The 21,104-nt window shown below is 62.9% G+C and carries 18 protein-coding genes and 4 tRNA genes; 12 read left to right on the forward strand and 10 right to left on the reverse strand.

What is annotated here, in order from left to right; translation table 11 throughout:
* Positions 1-59: 59 nt before the first annotated feature.
* The 6 genes from uvrC (at position 60) to AC3FLX_RS05830 (ending at position 5,070) form a co-directional block, all read left to right on the forward strand.
* Positions 60-2,117 (forward strand): excinuclease ABC subunit UvrC, encoded by a 2,058-nt coding sequence (gene uvrC / locus AC3FLX_RS05805; RefSeq protein WP_488694649.1) that lies wholly within the window; start codon positions 60-62, stop codon positions 2,115-2,117.
* A 135-nt stretch (positions 2,118-2,252) separates the two neighbouring features.
* The gene (gene pgsA / locus AC3FLX_RS05810; protein WP_488694651.1) at positions 2,253-2,852 is read left to right on the forward strand and encodes a CDP-diacylglycerol--glycerol-3-phosphate 3-phosphatidyltransferase; all 600 of its coding nucleotides are present in this window, start codon (positions 2,253-2,255) and stop codon (positions 2,850-2,852) included.
* 180 nt (positions 2,853-3,032) lie between these two features.
* Positions 3,033-3,108, forward strand: a tRNA-Gly gene (locus AC3FLX_RS05815).
* 85 nt (positions 3,109-3,193) lie between these two features.
* Positions 3,194-3,269 (forward strand) — tRNA-Gly (locus AC3FLX_RS05820).
* A 113-nt stretch (positions 3,270-3,382) separates the two neighbouring features.
* A tRNA-Cys gene (locus tag AC3FLX_RS05825) sits at positions 3,383-3,456 on the forward strand.
* Positions 3,457-3,834: 378 nt separating this feature from the next.
* Positions 3,835-5,070, forward strand: coding sequence for a cation:proton antiporter domain-containing protein (locus tag AC3FLX_RS05830; RefSeq protein WP_488694653.1), 1,236 nt, complete (start codon positions 3,835-3,837; stop codon positions 5,068-5,070).
* Here the strand turns inward: AC3FLX_RS05830 and AC3FLX_RS05835 are convergent.
* Complete coding sequence (locus AC3FLX_RS05835; RefSeq protein WP_488694655.1) at positions 5,058-5,975, reverse strand: LysR family transcriptional regulator; 918 nt, start codon at positions 5,973-5,975, stop codon at positions 5,058-5,060. The two genes, AC3FLX_RS05830 and AC3FLX_RS05835, sit on opposite strands and share 13 nt — an antisense overlap.
* Before the next feature lie 104 nt (positions 5,976-6,079).
* On the opposite strand from AC3FLX_RS05835, the gene AC3FLX_RS05840 reads away from it, so the two are divergent.
* Positions 6,080-7,171, forward strand: coding sequence for a YeiH family protein (locus AC3FLX_RS05840; protein WP_488694657.1), 1,092 nt, complete (start codon positions 6,080-6,082; stop codon positions 7,169-7,171).
* Between the two features lie 32 nt (positions 7,172-7,203).
* Here AC3FLX_RS05840 and AC3FLX_RS05845 read toward each other — a convergent pair.
* Positions 7,204-7,290: transfer RNA gene (locus AC3FLX_RS05845), tRNA-Leu, on the reverse strand.
* A 180-nt stretch (positions 7,291-7,470) separates the two neighbouring features.
* Here AC3FLX_RS05845 and AC3FLX_RS05850 point away from each other — a divergent pair.
* From AC3FLX_RS05850 to AC3FLX_RS05860, 3 genes are all read left to right on the forward strand, one after another.
* Entirely contained in the window at positions 7,471-7,821 is a 351-nt protein-coding gene (locus AC3FLX_RS05850) for a hypothetical protein (RefSeq protein ID WP_488694659.1), read from the forward strand.
* Between the two features lie 316 nt (positions 7,822-8,137).
* Positions 8,138-8,404: a hypothetical protein gene (locus AC3FLX_RS05855; protein ID WP_333682293.1), complete on the forward strand. Its 267-nt coding sequence runs from the start codon at positions 8,138-8,140 to the stop codon at positions 8,402-8,404.
* Positions 8,405-8,617: 213 nt separating this feature from the next.
* Entirely contained in the window at positions 8,618-9,025 is a 408-nt protein-coding gene (locus AC3FLX_RS05860) for a heme-binding protein (RefSeq protein WP_488694662.1), read from the forward strand.
* Positions 9,026-9,251: 226 nt separating this feature from the next.
* On the opposite strand, the gene AC3FLX_RS05865 is transcribed toward AC3FLX_RS05860, so the two are convergent.
* From AC3FLX_RS05865 to AC3FLX_RS05880, 4 genes are all read right to left on the reverse strand, one after another.
* Positions 9,252-9,575 (reverse strand): hemin uptake protein HemP, encoded by a 324-nt coding sequence (locus AC3FLX_RS05865; protein WP_488694664.1) that lies wholly within the window; start codon positions 9,573-9,575, stop codon positions 9,252-9,254.
* A 252-nt stretch (positions 9,576-9,827) separates the two neighbouring features.
* Positions 9,828-10,241 (reverse strand): ExbD/TolR family protein, encoded by a 414-nt coding sequence (locus AC3FLX_RS05870; protein ID WP_488694666.1) that lies wholly within the window; start codon positions 10,239-10,241, stop codon positions 9,828-9,830.
* Positions 10,242-10,273: 32 nt separating this feature from the next.
* Positions 10,274-11,005, reverse strand: coding sequence for a MotA/TolQ/ExbB proton channel family protein (locus AC3FLX_RS05875; RefSeq protein ID WP_488694668.1), 732 nt, complete (start codon positions 11,003-11,005; stop codon positions 10,274-10,276).
* A 50-nt stretch (positions 11,006-11,055) separates the two neighbouring features.
* Complete coding sequence (locus AC3FLX_RS05880; protein WP_488694670.1) at positions 11,056-11,712, reverse strand: energy transducer TonB; 657 nt, start codon at positions 11,710-11,712, stop codon at positions 11,056-11,058.
* Between the two features lie 455 nt (positions 11,713-12,167).
* Here AC3FLX_RS05880 and AC3FLX_RS05885 point away from each other — a divergent pair, with 455 nt between their 5' ends.
* Complete coding sequence (locus AC3FLX_RS05885) at positions 12,168-14,483, forward strand: AAA family ATPase (RefSeq protein ID WP_488694672.1); 2,316 nt, start codon at positions 12,168-12,170, stop codon at positions 14,481-14,483.
* On the opposite strand, the gene murI is transcribed toward AC3FLX_RS05885, so the two are convergent.
* The 4 genes from murI to AC3FLX_RS05905 all read right to left on the reverse strand — a co-directional run bounded on the left by murI (position 14,473) and on the right by AC3FLX_RS05905 (position 18,726).
* Positions 14,473-15,294 carry a glutamate racemase gene (gene murI, locus AC3FLX_RS05890; protein ID WP_488694674.1) on the reverse strand — a complete coding sequence of 274 codons (822 nt, stop codon included), beginning with the start codon at positions 15,292-15,294 and terminating at the stop codon, positions 14,473-14,475. The genes AC3FLX_RS05885 and murI overlap by 11 nt on opposite strands.
* Before the next feature lie 166 nt (positions 15,295-15,460).
* A complete protein-coding gene (locus AC3FLX_RS05895) occupies positions 15,461-16,984 on the reverse strand; it encodes a fumarate hydratase (RefSeq protein WP_488694676.1) in 1,524 nt (507 codons plus the stop codon).
* A gap of 143 nt (positions 16,985-17,127) precedes the next feature.
* The gene (locus AC3FLX_RS05900; protein ID WP_488694678.1) at positions 17,128-17,706 is read right to left on the reverse strand and encodes a TIGR00645 family protein; all 579 of its coding nucleotides are present in this window, start codon (positions 17,704-17,706) and stop codon (positions 17,128-17,130) included.
* A gap of 102 nt (positions 17,707-17,808) precedes the next feature.
* A complete protein-coding gene (locus AC3FLX_RS05905) occupies positions 17,809-18,726 on the reverse strand; it encodes a DMT family transporter (protein ID WP_488694680.1) in 918 nt (305 codons plus the stop codon).
* Positions 18,727-19,023: 297 nt separating this feature from the next.
* Here AC3FLX_RS05905 and acs point away from each other — a divergent pair, with 297 nt between their 5' ends.
* A complete protein-coding gene (gene acs / locus AC3FLX_RS05910) occupies positions 19,024-21,006 on the forward strand; it encodes an acetate--CoA ligase (RefSeq protein ID WP_488694682.1) in 1,983 nt (660 codons plus the stop codon).
* Positions 21,007-21,104: the final 98 nt, after the last annotated feature.

Here is a 21,104-nt window from a genome sequence, read left to right on the forward strand (position 1 = left end):
TCAGCGCCCCGTGTCGGCGCACCCTGTGCGCACACCATATCAGTCCAATCGCCTCCCCGATGCCCGAGCAGGAACCCGTCTCTCCGACCGATCCCGTATTGCCCGAACCCGATGCGGCGCCCGCGCCGGTCGCCGAGCCGCCCGACGTGCCCGAGTTCGATCCGCGTCCCATCCTGGCGCGGATGCCGGGGCTGCCCGGCGTCTATCGCTACTTCGATGCCGATGGCAACGTGCTCTACGTGGGCAAGGCGCGCGATCTGAAGAAGCGGGTGTCGAGCTACTTCAACAAGACGCAGTTGTCGCCGCGTATCGCCATGATGGTGGGCAAGATCGCGCGGATCGAAACCACGGTGGTGCGGACGGAGGCAGAGGCGCTGCTGCTTGAGAACAATCTCATCAAGGCGCTGGCGCCGCGCTACAACATCCTGTTTCGGGATGACAAGTCGTACCCGTTCCTGAAGCTGACCGGCCACAAATTTCCTCGCATGGCCTACTACCGGGGCGCGACCGACCGCAAGCACCAGTACTTCGGTCCGTTTCCGAGTGCGCATGCCGTGCGCGAAAGCATGCAGATCTTGCAGAAGGTGTTCCAGCTGCGCACCTGCGAAGACACGGTTTTCAACAACCGTACGAGACCGTGCCTGCTGCACCAGATCCATCGTTGCACGGCACCATGCGTGAAGGCGATTTCGGAAGACGATTACGCGCGCGACGTCGGTAATGCCGCGCGCTTTCTGCAGGGCCGCGAGACGGAGGTACTCGAAGGGCTTCAGCAGAAAATGGAGTCTCACGCCGTGCAGCTGCAGTTCGAGCAGGCCGCCGCGGTGCGTGACCAGATTGCGGCACTGTCTACCGTGCTCAAGCGCCAGGCCGTGGAAGAAGTCGGCCAGGCACGCGATATCGATGTGCTGGCGGTTGCCGTGCAGGGCGGCCGCGCATGCGTGAACCTGGCAATGGTGCGCGGCGGCCGGCATCTGGGCGATAAGGCTTATTTTCCCGCCCACGCCGATGAGGCCGCGATGATCGTCGAAGAAAGCGACGACATCGGCGAGCCGGTCGGCGATCAGGGCACCGAGGCCGCCGAGGCCATCGTGCAGGATGCCGGACCGCTCTCGGTGGATCGCATCGCCATGCGGGTGCTGTCGGCATTCATGATCCAGCACTACCTGGACCAGGCGCCGCCGCCGATCATCGTCGTCAGCCATCTTCCGGCCGACGGCGCGGTGGTCGAGGCATTGTCGATGCAGGCGGGGCGCAAGGTGGCGCTGGTGCGCCAGCCGCAGGGGCAGCGCAAGATCTGGCTGGAGATGGCCGCGCAGGGCGCCGGTCTGGCACTGGCCAGGCGGCTGGCGGAGCAGGGCAGCCAGGAGGCACGCACGCGCGCGCTGGCCGAGACGATCGGCCTCGACATGGAGGACCTGGCCATGCTGCGCATCGAATGCTTCGATATCAGCCATACGGCCGGCGAGGCCACGCAGGCGTCGTGCGTGGTGTTCCATCATCACGAGATGCAGAACAGCGAATACCGCCGCTTCAATATCACCGACATCACGCCGGGCGACGACTATGCGGCAATGCGCCAGGTGTTGACGCGCCGTTATCAGAAGTTGGTCGAGCAGATCCAGGAGGATGGCGGCGATCCCAATGCCGAGGGCGCGGAAGGCGTGCCGCGCATGCCCCGTGTGGTGCTGATCGACGGCGGCAAGGGGCAGGTCGAAGTGGCGCGGCAGGTGTTCGAGGAACTCGGTCTCGACATCGGCCTGCTGGTCGGTGTGGCCAAGGGCGAGGGCCGCAAGGTGGGGCTTGAAGCGCTGGTCTTTGCCGACGGCCGCCCTTCGCTGGAACTGGGGCAGGGAAGTGCGGCGCTGATGCTCGTGGCGCAGATTCGCGATGAGGCCCACCGCTTTGCCATCACGGGTATGCGCGCCAAGCGCGCCAAGGCCCGCACGACGTCGCGGCTGGAAGAGATCGAAGGTGTCGGCGCCCGTCGCCGGCAGAAGCTGTTGACGCGGTTTGGCGGCCTGCGCGGGGTAATGGCCGCCAGCGTCGACGAACTGGCGAGCGTGGAGGGCATCTCACGCACGCTGGCCGAAGAGATCTACCGGCAGCTCCACTAGGCGGCCCCTTGCAGGTAGTGGGCGACTTTCGGTCTGAAATTTACGGGTTCAGGCCGAAATCGGCGACAATCGCGCAATCCGCCTTGGCAACCACATCGCAGCCCAGCCAGTTTCTGGCGCAAGAACGCACCGCCCATGCCACTGAACATTCCCATCCTGCTGACCTGGCTTCGCGTGGCCATGATCCCGCTTGTCGTCGGGGTCTATTACCTGCCAGAGGCATGGTTGCCGATGCACACCAAGAACGTGACGGCGGCGTCGTTCTTCATCATCGCCGCCGCCACCGACTGGCTGGACGGTTTTCTGGCGCGGCGCTGGAACCAGACTTCGGCGTTTGGCGCGTTCCTGGACCCGGTGGCCGACAAACTGATGGTCACGGCGGCGCTGCTGTCGTTGCTGGCGCTGGGCCGCGTGGCCGATCTGATCGCGCTGGTGATCATCGGCCGCGAGATCACGATTTCCGCGCTGCGAGAATGGATGGCGCAGATCGGTGCGTCGAAGAGCGTGGCCGTGAACTTCCTGGGCAAGCTCAAGACCACGGTGCAGATGATCGCTATTCCGCTGCTGCTGTTCAACGATACGCTGTTCGGCATGGATGCTTCGATGCTTGGCACCGTCATGATCTACGTGGCCGCCGTGCTGACGCTCTGGTCGATGTTCTATTACATGAAGCTGGCGTGGCCGCAGATCCGGGAGCGCAGCGATGCGCTCAGCGGGGCGCGCACACAAAAATGAAATTCCCTGCAAAAAGTTGTTGACGAGCCGGTTCGGTTTTTGCAATAATCTCGTTCTCGCTGCTGACGACGCAAACGAAAGCAGCAAGATAAGCAGTACTTAGCGTGAATTGCCAGCATAAAGCTGCGTAGTTAAAAGAAGTTGCGCGATAGTTTGCTTTTCGGTAAGATGCATGGCCCTGCGGGAGTAGCTCAGTTGGTAGAGCGCAACCTTGCCAAGGTTGAGGTCGCGAGTTCGAGACTCGTCTCCCGCTCCAGGTTAAATGGCATCCGGTGACGTGATGAAGTATGGTCAGGTCGGCGGATCGGCAGCGTAAGCTGCCACTGAGGTAAAAGTTGTATGCGGGAGTAGCTCAGTTGGTAGAGCGCAACCTTGCCAAGGTTGAGGTCGCGAGTTCGAGACTCGTCTCCCGCTCCAAATCCCAAAGGGAAGCAGCGCTTCCCTTTTTCATTAGCAGGGTTGAATCCTGCTGCTGAGTCGGCAGTTACGACGCACGCAGCGAATGCGGATACAATCCAGCATCGTCACCTGGCGGGGTGGCAGAGTGGTTATGCAGCGGCCTGCAAAGCCGTGTACGCCGGTTCGATTCCGACCTCCGCCTCCAGTTGCAAGCAAACGGCGCCCAATGGGCGCCGTTATGTTTTTCAGCCTCGGCATTCGCCAATATCCCTACGTTTTTTCGGATTGCTCTCATCCTGAGCCGCGTGCTTAGCGTGTTACATTATGTCAGGCCGTACGCATTCGGGACGGCGCCTGTCGTGGCAAGCCACCTCGCGTAGTCGTATTCCGATGCATTTCCCCTGCCGTGGCGCATGTCGATTTGTCGTGCTCCCCACAGTCCGCGGCCGCTCTTCCCGTACCACCAGCGATTCATGTGTTACCCCGCTCCCGGCGTGCCAATGCGCGCGGTGTAGCGGTTGGCGCGTGGGCGACTCAGTGGCATCACCCAGATCATCAGGCAACCGGAAAGGAGCCCCAACGCATGCAGCACGCCACCCCGCTTATCAGCACCATTGTCGGCGGCATCGTGCTGGCGTTTATTCTCGGGGCCATCGCCAACAAGTTTCGGCTGCCGCCCCTGATTGGCTATCTGTGCGCCGGGATCGTGGTGGGGCCGCACACGCCCGGCTACACGGCTGACCAGGCGCTGGCGCCGGAACTGGCCGAACTTGGCGTGATTCTGCTGATGTTTGGCGTGGGTCTGCATTTTTCCGTCAAGGACCTGATGGCCGTGAAGAAGATCGCGATTCCCGGCGCGATCGTGCAGATCAGCATTGCAACGGCTTTGGGCATGCTGGTTGCCTGGGGCTTCGACTGGCATTGGGGGCAGGGACTCGTGTATGGCCTGGCCTTGTCGGTCGCCAGTACCGTCGTGCTGCTACGCGCGCTGCAGGAGCGTGACCTGATCGAATCGCAGCAAGGCCGTATCGCCGTGGGCTGGCTGATCGTGGAAGACCTGGCGATGGTGCTTGCGCTCGTGCTGCTGCCTGCAATGGCCGGTCTGCTTGGCGGCGGGGAGGGTGAGGCCAAGGCGGCACCCGCAACGATGGATGTGCTGATCGAGATTCTCTCGACGCTTGGCAAGGTGGTGGCGTTCGTTGTGGTGATGATGGTGATCGGCCGGCGCTTCATTCCGTGGATGCTCGAGCGCATTGTCTGGACGGGCAGCCGGGAACTGTTTCGACTCGGCGTGCTAGCCGTCGCACTGGGCGTGGCGTTTGGCGCCTATTCGCTATTCGGTGTGTCGTTCGCGCTCGGCGCGTTCTTTGCCGGCATGGTGCTGGCGGAGTCGGAGTTCAGCCATCGTGCCGCCGAAGAGTCGCTGCCATTGCGCGATGCATTCGCAGTACTTTTCTTTGTCTCGGTCGGCATGCTGTTCGATCCGATGGTGCTCGTGAACGATCCTTGGGGCGTGCTCGCAACGCTGCTGATCATTCTGGTCGGCAAGTCGTTGGCGGCGCTGGCAATCGTGCGAGTTTTCGGACACAGCCACCGCGTGGGTTTGACCATCGCCGTGAGCCTCGCGCAGATTGGCGAGTTCTCATTTATCCTGGCCAGCCTTGGCGTCTACCTGAACATTCTTCCAGAGCGTGGGCAGGCCTTGATTCTCGCTGGTGCGCTGTTGTCGATCCTGCTCAATCCAGTGTTGTTCCATCTGCTTGACCGCTACTCCGCGCGTCTGGATGGTGATGGGCAGCGCGATCCTCAGCCAGCCTGAACCGGGGCCGCGCCACGCAGGTATTCGGTAAAGGCGAGCAGCCCCTGGGTGGGAAATTTGTCCTGATGTACCACCAGCTGAAGGGGGCGGATCACACGCGGCAGGCCGCTTTGCAGCGTCACAAGCAGTCCGCGCTCGATTTCGTCCCGCACCACGTGCAGCGACAGGCAACTGACGCCGAATCCACTCATCACTGCGCGCTTGATAGCTTCCGCATTGCCGAGTTCCAGCGCGAAGCGCAGAGCGCCGAGCGCCGGCACCAGCCTCGCCTCGATGATTTCGCGCGTGCCGGAGCCTGGTTCGCGCACGATCCAGTCGGCTTCCCGCAGCATCTCGTGCAATATCTCCGGGCGGTCCGCGGTCATCGCCAGCGGGTGCGTCGGCCCGACAACTACCACCATTTCGTCGTCGCACCAATGCATGCTACGCAGGTCGCGCTCATGGCTGGTGCCTTCGATCAGCCCGATGTCGACTTCGAATTTGAGCAGGGCGTGCAGCACGTCCTGGGTGTTGCCGATACGCAGGTCGAGCGTGCATGGGCCGCTCTGGGCGTTACGGAAGCCAGCCAGCAGCGCCGGCAAGATATAGCTGCCGATCGTATTGCTGGCAGCAATCCGCAACTGAACGCCGCCTTCTGACGCAAACCGCTCCAGTTCATGGGCCTGGTCCAGCAGTGATAGCGCGCGCGGGAAAAACTGGCGCCCGGCCTCGTTGATCGCCAGTCGGCGCGCCACGCGATCGAATAGTGCGCCGTTCAAGGCACGTTCCAGCTCGGCCAGTGATGCGCTGACTGCCGACTGGGACATGGCCAGCGCATCCGCCGCCGCAGTTGTACTGCCGTGCTGGGCGACGGCAACAAACACTTGCAGCTGGCGCAGGGTCAGGCGGAGCGGACGCTGGTCCATAGGCTTATCGATAAAACAAATTAGGTATAACGATATTACCCGTTTTACGGGTTAGCTACGGGTGCGTACGCTGCAAGGCATCGAACAAAGAACTCGTCGCTGCCATGTCCACGGCTCCTGCCCCACATTCGATCCCGGTTGCCATTGCCCCGTCCACGCTCACGCTGTGGCGCAAGCGCATCCTGACGCTGATCCCCCTTGGCGCGATTGCCTGGCTTGCCCAGGTGATGGCCGGTCATCCGGCCATCTCGCAATACGGCCTGTCGGCGCTGACGTTGGCGATGTTTGCCGGGATGATCGCTGCCAATACGATGCCCAAGCATTGGCTGACGCCGCTGGCGCCGGGCATGCAGGTGGCACGCCATCACATGCTCAGGCTTGGCGTTGCCCTATATGGCCTTCGCCTGACGTTTGGTGCAATCGCGGCACTTGGCGTGGGTGGGGTCATCGTCCCGTTGCTGATGCTGGTGGCAACGCTGCTGTTTGGTACCTGGGTGGGTTCGTCGTTTTTCGGCCTGAGCCGCCGCGAGGCGATTCTGGTAAGCGCCGGCAGCGCGGTGTGTGGCGCTGCGGCAGCCATCGCCGTGTCGTCGGTGCTGCGCACCGATGACCGCCAGACGGCCGTTGCCGTGGCGACGGTCGTGCTGTTCGGCACCTTCGGCATGCTGCTCTACCCGTGGATGTATGAACTCGCCACGCAGCATTGGCATCTCGCGGTGAGCGAGCGCGCTTTCGGCATCTTTACCGGTGCCACGCTGCATGAGGTGGCGCAGGTCATCGCGTCGGGCAAGATGGTGAGCGATGCCACTGCCGATGCGGCAGTGGTAGCGAAGATGGTGCGAGTGCTGGCCCTGGGTCCGCTGCTGCTGGTGATGGCCTTGTGGCCGCGCACGAGCTGGTCGCAGGAAGCGGGTGGTACGCGGAACCTGAAGGGGCTGCTGCGCTCTGTCCCGTGGTTTGCGGTGGGTTTCGTTGCCGTGATGGCGCTGAATTCCGCCGCGCTGGTGCCGGTGACCTGGAAGCCGGCGCTGACCGCGCTGGACAATTGGCTGCTGGCCTGTGCAATGCTCGCCATTGGCCTGCACACACGGATTGGCGATCTGCTGCGCGCTGGCCGCAAGCCACTGGCTCTGGCGGGCTTGCTGTTCGTCTTCCTGATGGTGGTGGGCGCTGCGCTCTGTGCGATTCTGGTGTGAATCGGTTCCGGCAACGGATAGCTGGAGAGCGTTGGTGCGGCCGACGGGACTCGAACCCGTAAGCCCGGAAAGGCGGCAGATTTTAAGTCTGCTGAGTCTACCAATTTCTCCACGACCGCACGGCAAGCCCGGTATTGTGGTGGCTTCGACCGCAGGAAGCAAGCCGGATACAACACCTGCCATTTGTGATCCCGCTGTTACCGCCAGTAACAATGTCGATACCGCCGTTTCACCTGCAATTCCGTGACCTCGTACAATAGTGAGTATCAGGAATCCTCCTAACTCGTAGAGGCACGATCATGAAACGTTGGTTGTTCGCAGCATTCGGTGTGGCCGCCGCGCTGGCGTCTGGCGCTGCAATGGCGCGTGTGAACGTCGACGTGGCGATCGGTGTTCCGGGCGTCGTGGTGGGCGGTCCCGCCTACTACCCGCCGGCACCGGCCTACTATGCACCGCCTCCCGCGGTGGTTGTGGCTCCGGCTCCGGTTTATTACGGCCCGCCGCCGGTAGTTGTTCGCCCTGCACCGGTGTACTACGGCGCGCCACGCTACTACGGTGGTGGCCCCCGTTATTACTATGGCCCGGGTTGGCGTGGGCACGGTGGCTACTACGGTCATGGCCACGGCCACGGCCACGGTCATCACCACTAAGCGGGTACCGTAAGCGAGTCATTGAAAGCTGTTTGTCAGAAAAAGCCCCGATCTGGGGCTTTTTCTTTTGCCGCGCGTTGCGTTGCGCTCATCAAGGCCGGAATTCTTTCGTACCCGGTGGTGGAAGATTGCGCGTGTTGGTTCCCCTTGAAATTCATCGCTCAAAGTTTTTGATGCGACCAGTCAAGCGATCTGGATATTGACCTAGGGGTTTCCCCCTAAACTGCCTCACGTGACGCCGCTCCCACAGCAACGCCTCCTGCAATTGCATCCTGATGGCGCGGCGCCCGTCGTCAAACAGAACAAGGGGATTCACATGGCATTCAAACAACGTCTTGCGGCCATCGCAGCAATTGGTGCGCTCGCCGCGCTCTCGGCGTCGGCATTCGCCGCGCCGGTAAAAAACGATATCTATAGCGGTGGCCAGCGAGCTACCGATACGCGCGACGTCTATACCGACGGCGCACGCATTGGCAACCGTGACGTTTATACGGACGGTGCACGCGTCACGGGACAGCGCGACGTGTATTCGGATGGGGCGCGTGTTACCGATCGCCGCGATTCGTTCACCGACGGGGCCTGATTCCGGATCAGGCAGGCCATAACGCAAAACGGAAGGCCCGCAGCGATGCGGGCCTTTTTGCATTGGGACGCTGTGCATCAGAGCAGGGTGGAAGATGAGCGTCAAGCCGCTCGCAGGTGAAGCAGTTTCAACTTCGCGCGGCCGGTATTGCGCCATTTTGCCGGGGTTGAGCGCGATATACTGCGGCCTCAACCCTGAACGATGGAGAGAGGTATGCAGCAAAAAACCGTACTGACGGCTGATGACGTGAAAAAGGTGCTGGTCGCCGCCGAGGCCGAGGCCAAGGCCAACAACTGGGCTGTCACGATTGTTGTCGTCGACGACGGTGGTCATCCGCTCGGCTCGATTCGCCTGGATGGCGTGGCGCCGATCTCGGCCTACATCGCCACGGAAAAGGCTCGCACGGCGTCGCTGGGCCGTCGCGAATCGAAGATCTACGAAGACATGATCAACAATGGCCGCTACTCGTTCATGACGGCGCCTGTGCTGCACGGCATGCTCGAGGGTGGTGTACCCATCGTCGTGAGTAACCAAGTGGTGGGTGCTGTTGGCGTGTCGGGTGTGAAGTCGACTGAAGACGCGCAGATTGCGCGCGCCGGCATCGCGGCCCTTGGTATCTGATCGTCCTTGGTCTCTACGGCTTAGCGCGGCAGACACATAGTAAAAAGCCCCGCAGGCGCAATGCCTGCGGGGCGGAATAAAAAGATGGCATGGCTGGCATCGGCCAGTCGGGCAAGGGGTTTGGAATGCTTGCCTGATTGGGGTTCCGATCGTCTGGCTACTGCCCAACACCCGTTGGCGGGTGGTCCCCACAAAAGTCTTTACAAAGCTCGCAGGCGATCCCGCGTTACTTGGTCAGGATCAGCTTGCCGTAGCGCGTCACGCGCAGCGTATAGACGTCGCCGTTATGCAGGATTGGCAGCGTCGTGGCGCCTTGCATGATGGCTTCCAGTGGCACGGCCTGGGCGTCGACGTTGCTGGCCGGCGCCTGGCGCATCAGCGCTTCCAGGCGGGCGGGCAGGGCGGCAACGGCCGACTTGACCGATTCCAGTGCTGACGATGCCCCGGCCGTTTCGCGGCGGGCCTGCGGGGCAACCTCCACGCGACGCAGGGAAAGGCGGCGGCGCGTGACTTCACGCGGTTGCGACAGCGGCAGGCTCAAGGTGCTCATGGTCTTCTCCGTTCGAAGTGTTCCGTCTGGACGGGATGTCTGCTTGGATTCGCCGGTGCGAATCACGATGAACAAGATCTTAAATGAGAACCGTTATCATTACAAGTAACTTGGAGTGAAGTTACATCTGTGACGAAATCATTGCTACGCTGACGTCGATTCACCGCCGGACGTGGCGTACCGCAGGCTTCTCGCAAAAGCAAAAAGGGCACCCCGCAGGGTGCCCTTTCTATCGCGAAACGATGCAGCCGATCAGTGCTTCGGTTCGGTAATGAAGCCGATCTTGCCGAGGCCGCCGTGCTGTGCGGCGGCCATGACTTCAGCCACGCGCTCGTAGCGCACTTCGCGGTCGGCACGCAGGTGCAGCTCAGGCTGCGGCTGCTGCTGGGCGGCTTCCGCGATGCGTTGCTCCAGCTGCGCCTCGTCCACGGCTTCCTGGTTCCAGAACACCTTGCCCTGGGCATCCACGGAAACGTTGATGCTCTGCGGCTTTGTGTCGTTGGGCTGGTTCGTTGCACGCGGCAAGTCGATCTTGACCGCGTGGTTGATGACGGGAATCGTGATGATGAAGATGATCAGCAGCACCAGCATGACGTCCACCAGTGGCGTCATGTTGATCTCACTCATCACCTCGTCATCGTCTCCGTCGAGAGTGCCGAATGCCATGATGCTTTCCTTTGGGCGCGACGAATCCGCGCTCAGTTCTTGACGGCCAGGCGCATCGACGCATCGTCGGCGGCACGGGTCGCGGAGGTCGGACGCACGCGGGCGCCGGTCACAAAGTAGGCGTGCAGGTCGTGCGCAAAGCGGTTCAGCTTGCTGATCACGCCCTTGTTGCCGCGGCTCAGCGCGTTGTAGCCCAGCACGGCGGGAATGGCCACGGCCAGACCGAAGGCGGTCATGATCAGGGCCTCACCCACGGGACCAGCCACCTTGTCGATGGTCGGAACGCCCGATGCGCCAATGCCGATCAGCGCGTGATAGATACCCCACACGGTGCCGAACAGGCCGACGAAAGGTGCGGTCGAACCGACCGAGGCCAGCACTGCGAGACCCGATTGCATGCGGGCCACGGCTTCGTCGATCGAGCTCTTGAGCGAGCGGGTCAGCCAGTCCGAGATATCCAGTGCGTCATGCAGTTGCGGCTGGCTGGCGCGGTGATGCTGCGCGGCTTCCTTGCCGGTGACGGCCAGCGTGCGGAACGGGTTGGATTCGCTGGCGCCAAGCGTATCGAGCGCGTGGTCGAAGTCGTCCGAGTGCCAGAAGCGCTTTTCGGCGCCATGCGCCATCTTCTTGAGGCGGACCAGATCCCACGCCTTGGTGAGAATCACGATCCACGACAGCAGCGACATGATCAGCAGAATGATGGCGGTCGCGCGCATGACGAAATCGCCTTGCGACCAGAGGTGTGAGAGTCCGAGGTCCTGCATGGTGGTTCCTGAAAGTGTCTGTGTTTAGGGTATCGGAAAATTCCGGGAAATCAGTTCAGCTCGAATTTGATCGGTTGCTGTGCGGTCGCGGCCACGGCGCGGCCATTTTCCACATAGGGCTTGCAGCGGATTCCCTTGGCGGCCGTTAGCGCGGCTTCGTCGAGCCGGTCCGAGCCACTGGACTTGGAGACCACTGCCTTGATGACCTGGCCCTTCTCATCGAAGTTCAGTCGGATCGTCGCGGTGCCCGTTTCACCCATGCGCTGTGATTGGCGAGGATACACGGGTGTCGGTTGCGAGCATGCCATTTCGCCAATGCCAACCGCGCGCGGTGCGGAGTTGGCCGCCACCGGTGGCGGGGAAGGCGGTTCCGGTGCCGGAGGGGCAGGCGGAGCCGGCGGTGCTTCGATGGCGTTCGGCGTCGGCGGCAGGTTGGCCACTGCTGTGGGCGTCGGTTGCGGCTTCGGCGGCGTCGGGCGCGGCGTGACCACCTTCACCTGCTTGGGTGGCGTCGGTTGCGCCTTGGGAGGTTCGGGAGCAGGCGGCTCTGGCTTGGGCTGCTCCATCGGAATGATGCGGGCAATGATCTCGGGGGCGACGATGGCTTCCGTCAGCTTGCGAGCCAACCCGCTCTGGATCAGGTACAGCAGTCCGGCGTGGAACAGCAGGACTGCGATGGTGATCTTGAAAAATCGTTGATCGAACATGAGAGGAACAACAGGTGCTCGCCTTACGGCGCAATCACTTGCGGTAGAAGAGGATCAGCGAGATTCCACATCCGACCAGCAGGCTCAGTAGCAATTCCATGATGATAACGCTCCAAAGAAACACAGCTGTGAAGTAACCGGTTACAGGGGGAGCGCCACTCTTGGGCAGCGTATCAGCGCAGTAGTATAAACGATAATGATTCTTATTTGTTGCACATTGTGCAATGCGTGAAGGTATTCTGCGCGTGCTTCATTGCGTGTTCCGCAGCAATTCGGGGCGGATGCCGGCTTTGCGTTACGTGGGCCACGCCGCGCCGCCGCATGCCGCCGATGCCCCACTCGTGGAAAACCGCGCTACGATTAAAAGGAATCCCCAGTTAGCGGCAGACACGGCACAGGCAAGGCGCTCCCCGCGGTCCGGACGCGCCCCAACGCCCTGTGCGAAGGGAACCAGCATGGATTTCACCCGTTTTGCTGAAGACGACCGCATGATGGACGACCGCAACACGCTACTGCGTGCCTCGTCCGGCGCGGTGGGTACCTCGGCGCTCGACTGGATGTGTGCCCAATTCGCGTTGCGTGTGGTTTGCGCGCTCGGGCCGCGTTTCAACCTGCGCAGCAATATCAATGACGTGCTCACTGTCAGCGCACAGGAGATGGTGTGGCCGTACGGCGTGGTGCTGCGCGTGCAGCGCTTTCTGTCCGCGCGCTGCGCTGACATGCCGGCCTGGAAGGGCGCGTCGCGCCTGTCGCCCGAGGACTTCCTGGAACGCCACGGCCAGTGGAACAGCGCATTCGACGAAAGCGCGCTGTTTTACTACCTCGACGAATACGTGAAGCACCACGCCAAGGACATGTTCGCGGTGTTTGCCGCATCGTCGGCGGCGATTGCCGCGCGGCTCGATGGCGAACGCGTACTGCTGGTGCGCAATATCGATATGCTCAGCCACGTGCTGAACCTGCCCGACCACGAGCGCAAGCTGCTGCTCTATGCGGCGTTGGCCAAATACAAGCGCGATCTGCGCGCGGTGATGGTCGATTGCAAGGTCGCGCACAGTCAGGAAGCCTTCCAGATCCTGTCGGGGCTGACGGGGGCCACGCCCTCCGATATCGCGGCTTCGCTGCGGCCGGGATCGCGCCTGGAAACGCTGAACCTGATCGAACAGCCGCTGCCCGAAAACAGCGTGACGGATCTGGGCGATCTGATGCGCCTGTCCGACCGCCTGCTGCACGTGCTGCTTGGCAACTACGCGAGCGAGGCCGAGATGATGGCGGTCTTTACCCGCCCCGCCGCGCCGCCCACGCTAGGCACCAGCGACTATCCGCATGTCGAGACCGATGCGCGCTACCTGACCGCGTTGCTGGGCAACGCCACGCGGCAGAATGCGACCGGCGTGAACGTGCTGATCTATGGCACGCCGGGCACCGGCAAGACCGAGTTCGCACGACTGGTGGCGCGCGAGGCCGGCTGCGAACTCTACGAGGTGGACTGCTTCGACCGCGACGGGAACAGCCTGTCGGGCAAGGATCGCTACCGGTCGCTGCAGGTGTCGCAGGCCTTTCTGCGCGGGCGTCCGCGCACGGCGCTGCTGTTCGATGAAGTCGAGGACGTGTTTCCCGGCAGCGCGCGCGAACTGATGAGTCTGTTTGGCCAGGAAGACACGCGCGCCTCCGTCAACGGCAAGGCATGGGTCAACCAGACTCTCGAGCAGAATCCCGTGCCGGTCATCTGGATTTCGAACTCGATTCGTCAGATCGATCCGGCCTATTTGCGGCGCTTCCAGTTTCATCTGGAGCTGAAGATTCCGCCGCCGCAAGTGCGCGAGAACATCATTCGCAAGCACCTGGGCAACCTGTCGGTCAGCGATGGCTTTATCGCAACGCTGGCCGCGCGCAAGACGCTGACGCCGGCGCAGGTGCAATCGGCGGCGCGCTTCGTGGAGCTGGCACGGCCCGATGTCGATGAACCTGTGGAAGCGCTGATCCTGAGGCAGCTTGAACATGCCGACCGTGCGATGGGTTTGCGCCCCGAAGCGGAGGCGCGGCCCGTCGTCACCCACTATCGGCTGGACAACCTGAACCTGGAAACGCGCTACGCCGTGGACAAGATCGTGCAGGCGCTGGGCGCTCGCCAGCGTGGCACGCTATGTTTCTATGGGCCGCCCGGCACGGGCAAGACCGCGCTCGCCGAACACATTGCCGCCGAGCTGGACCTGCCGCTGATGATCCGCCGCGCGTCCGATCTGATGAGTAAGTACGTGGGCGAGACCGAGCAGCAAATCGCCGCGATGTTCGCGCGTGCCGAAGAGGATGGCGCCGTGCTTCTGCTCGATGAAGCGGATAGCTTCATGCAAAGCCGCCAGCAGGCCGTGCGCAACTACGAGGTGTCGGAAGTCAACGAGATGCTGCAGGGCATGGAGCGCTTCAACGGCATCTTCGTTTGCACCACGAATCTGTTCGACCGGATCGATGAGGCGGCGCTGCGGCGGTTTTCGTTCAAGATCCGCTTTCTGCCGCTCAAGCCCGCGCAGCGCGAGACGATGTTCGTCGACGAAGCGCTCGATGGCGATGCCAGTCGCATGACCGATGCCATTCGACGCGATCTCAATGGCATGGATTGCCTGACGCCGGGCGATTTCGCCACGGTCAAGCGCCAGTCGGTGGTGTTGGGAGAAGCGCTGACGCCGGACGAATTTCTGGCGCAGCTACGGCAGGAACATGCCGTAAAGCCGGACGTGCGGAATCACAAGCCCGTCGGCTTCATGCAGTGATGTCGATGGCGGGCGCCGGTTCGATCGTCACGGTCTCGGCGCTGGCTTCCACCAGCAGCAGCGACCATGCCATGTCGCGCAGATGCGCGGCGTCCTTGGTCGATAAATAGCGCACCGTCGGCTCCGCATCCGGGGCCGCGGCGATATCGAACTCGGCCAGCTTGCGTGCAAGCTGGCGCGCGATGGCGGTGCCGGTGTCGATCAGCGTGAGCCGGCTGCCCACCATGTCGCGGATCGTGTCCGACAGGAAAGGGTAGTGCGTGCAGCCAAGCACGAGCGTATCCGCGCCCGCGTCGAGCATCGGCAGCAGATACGCGGCGAGCTTCTCGCGGATTGCCGCGCTGGAGATATCGCCCTGTTCGATCAATGACACCAGCCCATGACCCGCCGCGCACAGATAGCGGCTTTCCTGCGCAAGCGACGCCAGCAGCCGATTGAACTTGGCACTCTTGAGCGTATTGGCCGTGGCCAGCACGCCAACGATCTTGCTTTGGCTGATCGATGCGGCGGGCTTGAGGCCCGGCTCGACGCCGATGATCGGCACTGCCAGGCGCTCGCGCAGCGTCTGCACGGCGTGCATGGTGGCCGTGTTGCAAGCGATGACCAGGGCCTTGCAGCCTTGCGCCACCAGCCACTCACAGACCTGCAGCGTGCGCGCCTCCACAAAGTGCTCGGGCTTTTCGCCATAAGGCGCGTAGCGCGAATCGGCAAAGTAGATCAGCGACTCGTGCGGCAGCATGGCGCGCACTTCGCGCAGGACGGACAAGCCGCCAAGGCCGGAGTCGAAGATGCCGATGGGGGAGGGGTTCACGCGCGCGGGAGAGGGAGGAGGTTCTTCCCCTCTCCCATGCATGGGAGAGGGGCGGAGGAGAAGGCACGCAGCTCAAGCGAAATTACATCGCCATTCGAACCGCAATGCCTTCTCCCCCAACCCCTCTCCCGCAGGCGGGAGAGGGGAGCCGGACAGCAGTAGCCGATCAGGCCGCGGCGACCGGAATCTTGCCGATCTTGGCTTGCCACTCGGCGGGGCCGGTCTTGTGCACCGATGTGCCCGAGCTATCCACGGCCACCGTCACAGGCATGTCCTTGACGTCGAACTCGTAGATGGCTTCCATGCCCAGGTCTTCAAAGGCCAGCACCTTCGCGCCGTGAATCGCCTTCGACACCAGGTAGGCGGCACCGCCAACGGCCATCAGGTAGGCCGACTTGTGCTTCTGGATCGATTCGATCGCCACGGGGCCGCGCTCGGCCTTGCCGATCATCGCGATCAGACCGGTCTGCGACAGCATCGTCTCGGTGAACTTGTCCATGCGGGTAGCCGTCGTCGGGCCAGCCGGGCCAACCACTTCGTCACGTACCGGATCGACCGGGCCGACGTAGTAGATCACGCGGTTCGTGAAGTCGATGGGCAGCTTCTCGCCCTTGGCCAGCATGTCGGCGATGCGCTTGTGCGCGGCGTCGCGGCCGGTCAGCATCTTGCCGTTCAGCAGCAGCGTCTGGCCCGGCTTCCACGAAGCGACTTCTTCCGGCGTCAGCGTGTTCAGGTCCACGCGCTTGGACGTCTCGGTGTTCGGTGCCCACTCCACCTTCGGCCAGGCCGACAAGTCGGGCGCTTCCAGCTTGGCGGGGCCGCTGCCGTCCAGCGTGAAGTGCACGTGGCGCGTGGCTGCGCAGTTCGGGATCATTGCCACGGGCTTCGACGCGGCATGCGTGGGCGATGCCATGATCTTGACGTCGAGCACGGTGGCCAGGCCGCCCAGGCCCTGCGCACCGATGCCCAGCGCGTTGACCTTCTCGTACAGTTCCACGCGCATTTCTTCGATCCAGTCCTGCGGGCCGCGCGCGATGATGTCCTGAATGTCGATGTGTTCCATCAGCGATTCCTTGGCCATCACCATCGCCTTTTCGGCGGTGCCGCCGATGCCGATGCCGAGCATACCCGGCGGGCACCAGCCGGCGCCCATCGTCGGCACGGTCTTCAGCACCCAGTCGACGATCGAATCGGACGGGTTCAGCATCACGAACTTCGACTTGTTTTCCGAGCCACCGCCCTTGGCGGCTACCTGGATGTCGACGGTGTTGCCCGGCACGACCTCGTAGTGGATCACGGCCGGGGTGTTGTCCTTGGTGTTTTTGCGGGCGCCTTCGGGCGGGCTGACGATCGATGCGCGCAGCACGTTGTCCGGGTGCGTGTAACCGCGGCGCACGCCTTCGTTGATCATGTCGGACAGGCCCATCGTAGCGCCGTCCCAGCGCACGTCCATCCCCACCTTGACGAAGATCGTCACGATGCCGGTGTCCTGGCACAGCGGGCGCTTGCCTTCGGCGCACATGCGGCTGTTGGTCAGGATCTGGGCAATTGCGTCCTTGGCGGCCGGACTCTGTTCCAGCTCATAGGCACGGCCCAGGCTGGTGATGTAGTCCATCGGGTGGTAATAGCTGATGTACTGCAGCGAGTCGGCGACGCTCTGAATGAGGTCTTCTTGCTTGATGACTGTCATTTTGTGGGGGGAGGGCAGCGGTGAAACACAGCCCGGGATGATACACCGTGGCGGCGACGGCTGTACGGGTTGCATACAGCCGTCGACACCTTTTGTCGGGGTTCGGTGCGGGGCGAAGACATCACCCCGGCGAGGAAGAACGACTAGTGTGCCTGCTGCGCCGCACCATCGGTGCCGGGCGCGCCATGTCCCGGCGCCGCGTGCGGATGGGACACCATCCGGTCCACCCACGCCATCGCCAGCGCGGAAGCCAGGAAAGCCACGTGGATGATGACCTGCCACATGATCGTGTGCGGGCTGCGCTGCTCCGCGTCGATGAAGGTTTTCAGCAGGTGGATCGACGAAATCCCGATCAGCGCCATCGACAGCTTGACCTTGAGGACCCCCGCGTTGACGTGATCGAGCCACTCCGGCTCGTCGGGATGGTTGTCGATACCCAGCCGCGACACAAAGGTTTCGTAGCCGCCAACGATCACCATGATCAACAGGTTCGAGATCATCACCACGTCGATCAGGCCCAGCACCACCAGCATGATCTTGGTTTCGTCATAGGTGGTGACGTGCGACACCAGGTGCCAGACCTCGACCAGGAAGTGATACACGTAGACGCCCTGCGCAACGATCAGGCCCAGGTAGAGCGGCAGTTGCAGCCAGCGCGAGGCAAAGATGATGCGAGGAATAGGGCGAAGTGGGGCGGAGCGTTGCGGGGCGTATTGGGCCATAGACGGTGCCGGAAAAATGTAAATGTCACAAGACAATCAAGGCGGGCGCTGATTGTACCGTGCACCCCATGACACCTGACAGCACAGGCCGGTAACGATTGGTTAGCGCGGCTGCCTGTCGAACGCCCGCCTTGCCAGCCGCCCCGGCCAACTGGCCAGTGCGATGCCGGCCAGCACGCAGCCCAGCGCTACGCCGTGGGCCCAGCCGGGCTGCTCGCCCAGCACCGCGATGCCGTAGACCGCCGCCGCCACCGGCAGCACCGAGGTGAATACGCCAGCCAACTGCGCCGGCACATGGCGGATGCCCTTCATCCACAGCCAGAACGAGAACACGCTGGCCGACAGCGCGTACCAGAGCAGCATGGCCCAGGTGGTGGCGCTCACGGTGGCGTAGTCGAATGTCAGCAGCGGCACGATACCCAGCGGCAGCATCAGGGCGCCGCCGATCAGATGGGTGTAGGCACAGATCTCGATGGCGGCCAGCGTTTGCGACAGGCGCCGAGACAGAATCACGTAGATCGATTCACAGAGCACCGCGCCGAGGATCATGAGGTTGCCGATGATGGCGTTGCCACTGTCAGCGCCCGCTGCGCCATGCCCGCTGCCGCGCGCGATATTGAGCACGGCGATGCCGGCCACCGCGAGCAACACCGAAGCCACGGTCCGCCGCGACAATCGCTCGCGCAGCCACAACCAAGACAGGATGGCCACCGTCGCTGGAATCGTGCTGGTGATCACACCCGCTGCCACGGCGCTGGTAAGCCGCACGCCGCCGAGCATCAGCAGCGTGAACATGAACGTGCCAAAGAACGCCATCAGGAACAGGTTCAGCCATTCACCGCGCGACACTTGCCGCATGCGCGACGGCCGATACCACGGCGACAGGCAAACGATGGCGATCAGGAATCTCAGCAGCGCAAACAGCAGCACCGGCACTTCGGCGATGATCGATTTACCCAGGCCGACATTGCTACCGACAAGGGCCATCGCGGCGATCAACAGGAGAGCGTGAATGGGCAAGGCGCGAGCGCTGAAAGGTCTGCCCTGGCGGGCCGGGCGCGGCGCCCAGGCAATGCGCCGCAAGCTGACTGAAAGGGCGTACGCCGCATTCAGGTATTTGGGTCCGGCGCATTATAGCTGTGCTAACTTAGTAGAGCCGACTGCACTTGTGCCCCCAGTCTCCCGTACCTCGTCTCATCTAAACCTGCTGCATCGCAGCATCCGCTGCAGTGATGATGCGTGCGACCGTCAGGTTTAAGTAAGGCGCCGGGCGTACCTTGCACCCAAAGCAGTCAAAGCCAAACCAGGAGACAACCCATGTCCGCCATCGAGTCGGTGATGCAGGAGCATCGCGTTTTCAATCCCCCTGAGTCGTTCTCGAAGAACGCCGCGATCCCCAGCATGGAGGCATACAACGCCCTCTGCGCCGAGGCCGAAAAGGACTATGAAGGTTTCTGGGCGCGCCACGCCCGCGAGCTGCTGCACTGGAACAAGCCGTTCACGAAGGTGCTCGACGAGAGCAACGCGCCGTTCTACAAGTGGTTCGAGGATGGCCAGCTCAATGCGTCGTACAACTGCCTCGAGCGCAATATCGAAAAGGGCATTGGCGATAAGACCGCCATCGTTTTCGAAGCCGACGACGGCACGGTATCGCGCGTCAGCTACAAGGAGCTGCTGGCAAAGGTCAGCCGCTTTGCCAACGGGCTGAAGGCGCTGGGTATCAAGAAGGGCGACCGCGTGGTCATCTACATGCCGATGTCGGTCGAAGGCGTGGTGGCCATGCAGGCGTGCGCGCGGATCGGCGCCACGCACTCGGTGGTATTTGGCGGTTTCTCGGCCAAGTCGCTGCAGGAACGCCTGGTGGACGTGGGCGCCGTGGCATTGATCACCGCCGACGAACAGATGCGCGGCGGCAAGGCACTGCCGCTGAAAGCGATTGCCGACGAGGCGCTGGCGCTGGGCGGCTGCGAAGCCGTCAAGCATTCGATCGTCTATCGCCGTACCGGTGGCAAGGTGGCGTGGGCCGAAGGCCGCGACCTCTGGATGGAAGACGTGTCCGCGGGTCAGCCCGACCACTGCGAGGCCGAGCCGGTCAGCGCCGAGCATCCGCTGTTCGTGCTCTACACCTCGGGTTCGACGGGCAAGCCGAAGGGCGTGCAGCACAGCACCGGCGGCTATCTGCTGTGGGCGCTGATGACGATGCGCTGGACCTTCGACGTCAAGCCCGAAGACATGTTCTGGTGTACCGCCGATATCGGCTGGGTCACCGGCCACACCTATATCGCCTACGGCCCGCTGGCGGCCGGCGCCACGCAGATCGTGTTCGAAGGCGTGCCGACGTTCCCGAACGCCGGTCGCTTCTGGGAAATGATCCAGCGCCACAAGGTCAGCATTTTCTACACGGCGCCGACCGCGATCCGTTCGCTGATCAAGGCAGCCGAGGCCGACGAGAAAATCCACCCGAAGCAGTACGACCTGTCCAGCCTGCGTCTGCTGGGCACCGTGGGCGAGCCGATCAATCCGGAAGCCTGGATGTGGTACTACAAGAACATCGGCAACGAACGCTGCCCGATCGTCGACACGTTCTGGCAGACCGAAACCGGCGGTCACGTGATTACACCGCTGCCGGGCGCCACACCGCTGGTGCCGGGTTCCTGCACGTTGCCGCTGCCGGGCATCATGGCCGCCATCGTCGACGAGACCGGCCAGGACGTGCCGAATGGTAGTGGCGGCATCCTGGTGATCAAGCGTCCGTGGCCGTCGATGATCCGCACGATCTGGGGCGACCCGGACCGCTTCAAGAAGAGCTACTTCCCCGAGGAACTGGGCGGCACGCTGTACCTGGCCGGCGATGGATCGATCCGCGACAAGGAGACGGGCTACTTCACGATCATGGGTCGCATCGATGACGTGCTGAACGTCTCGGGCCACCGCATGGGCACGATGGAGATCGAATCGGCGCTGGTGTCGAACCCGATCGTGGCCGAGGCCGCCGTGGTGGGCCGCCCCGATGACACCACCGGCGAGGCCATCTGTGCATTCGTGGTGCTCAAGCGTTCGCGTCCCACCGGCGAAGAAGCCGTTAAGCTCGCCGCCGAACTGCGCAACTGGGTGGGCAAGGAGATCGGTCCGATCGCCAAGCCGAAGGACATCCGCTTTGGCGACAACCTGCCGAAGACGCGCTCGGGCAAGATCATGCGCCGTCTGCTGCGTTCGCTGGCCAAGGGTGAAGAAATCACGCAGGACACCTCGACGCTGGAAAACCCGGCCATCCTGGATCAGCTGAAGCAGGCCCAGTAACACCATCCATGCACGCTACTCGCTGGCGTGACCCCTGTTGTGCCCGCCCCGGCGCCGTCCGGTGCGGGCACAATGCATTCTTTGCCCGCTTTTTCTTC

It is taken from the genome of Cupriavidus sp. 291-E7, assembly GCF_057798835.1.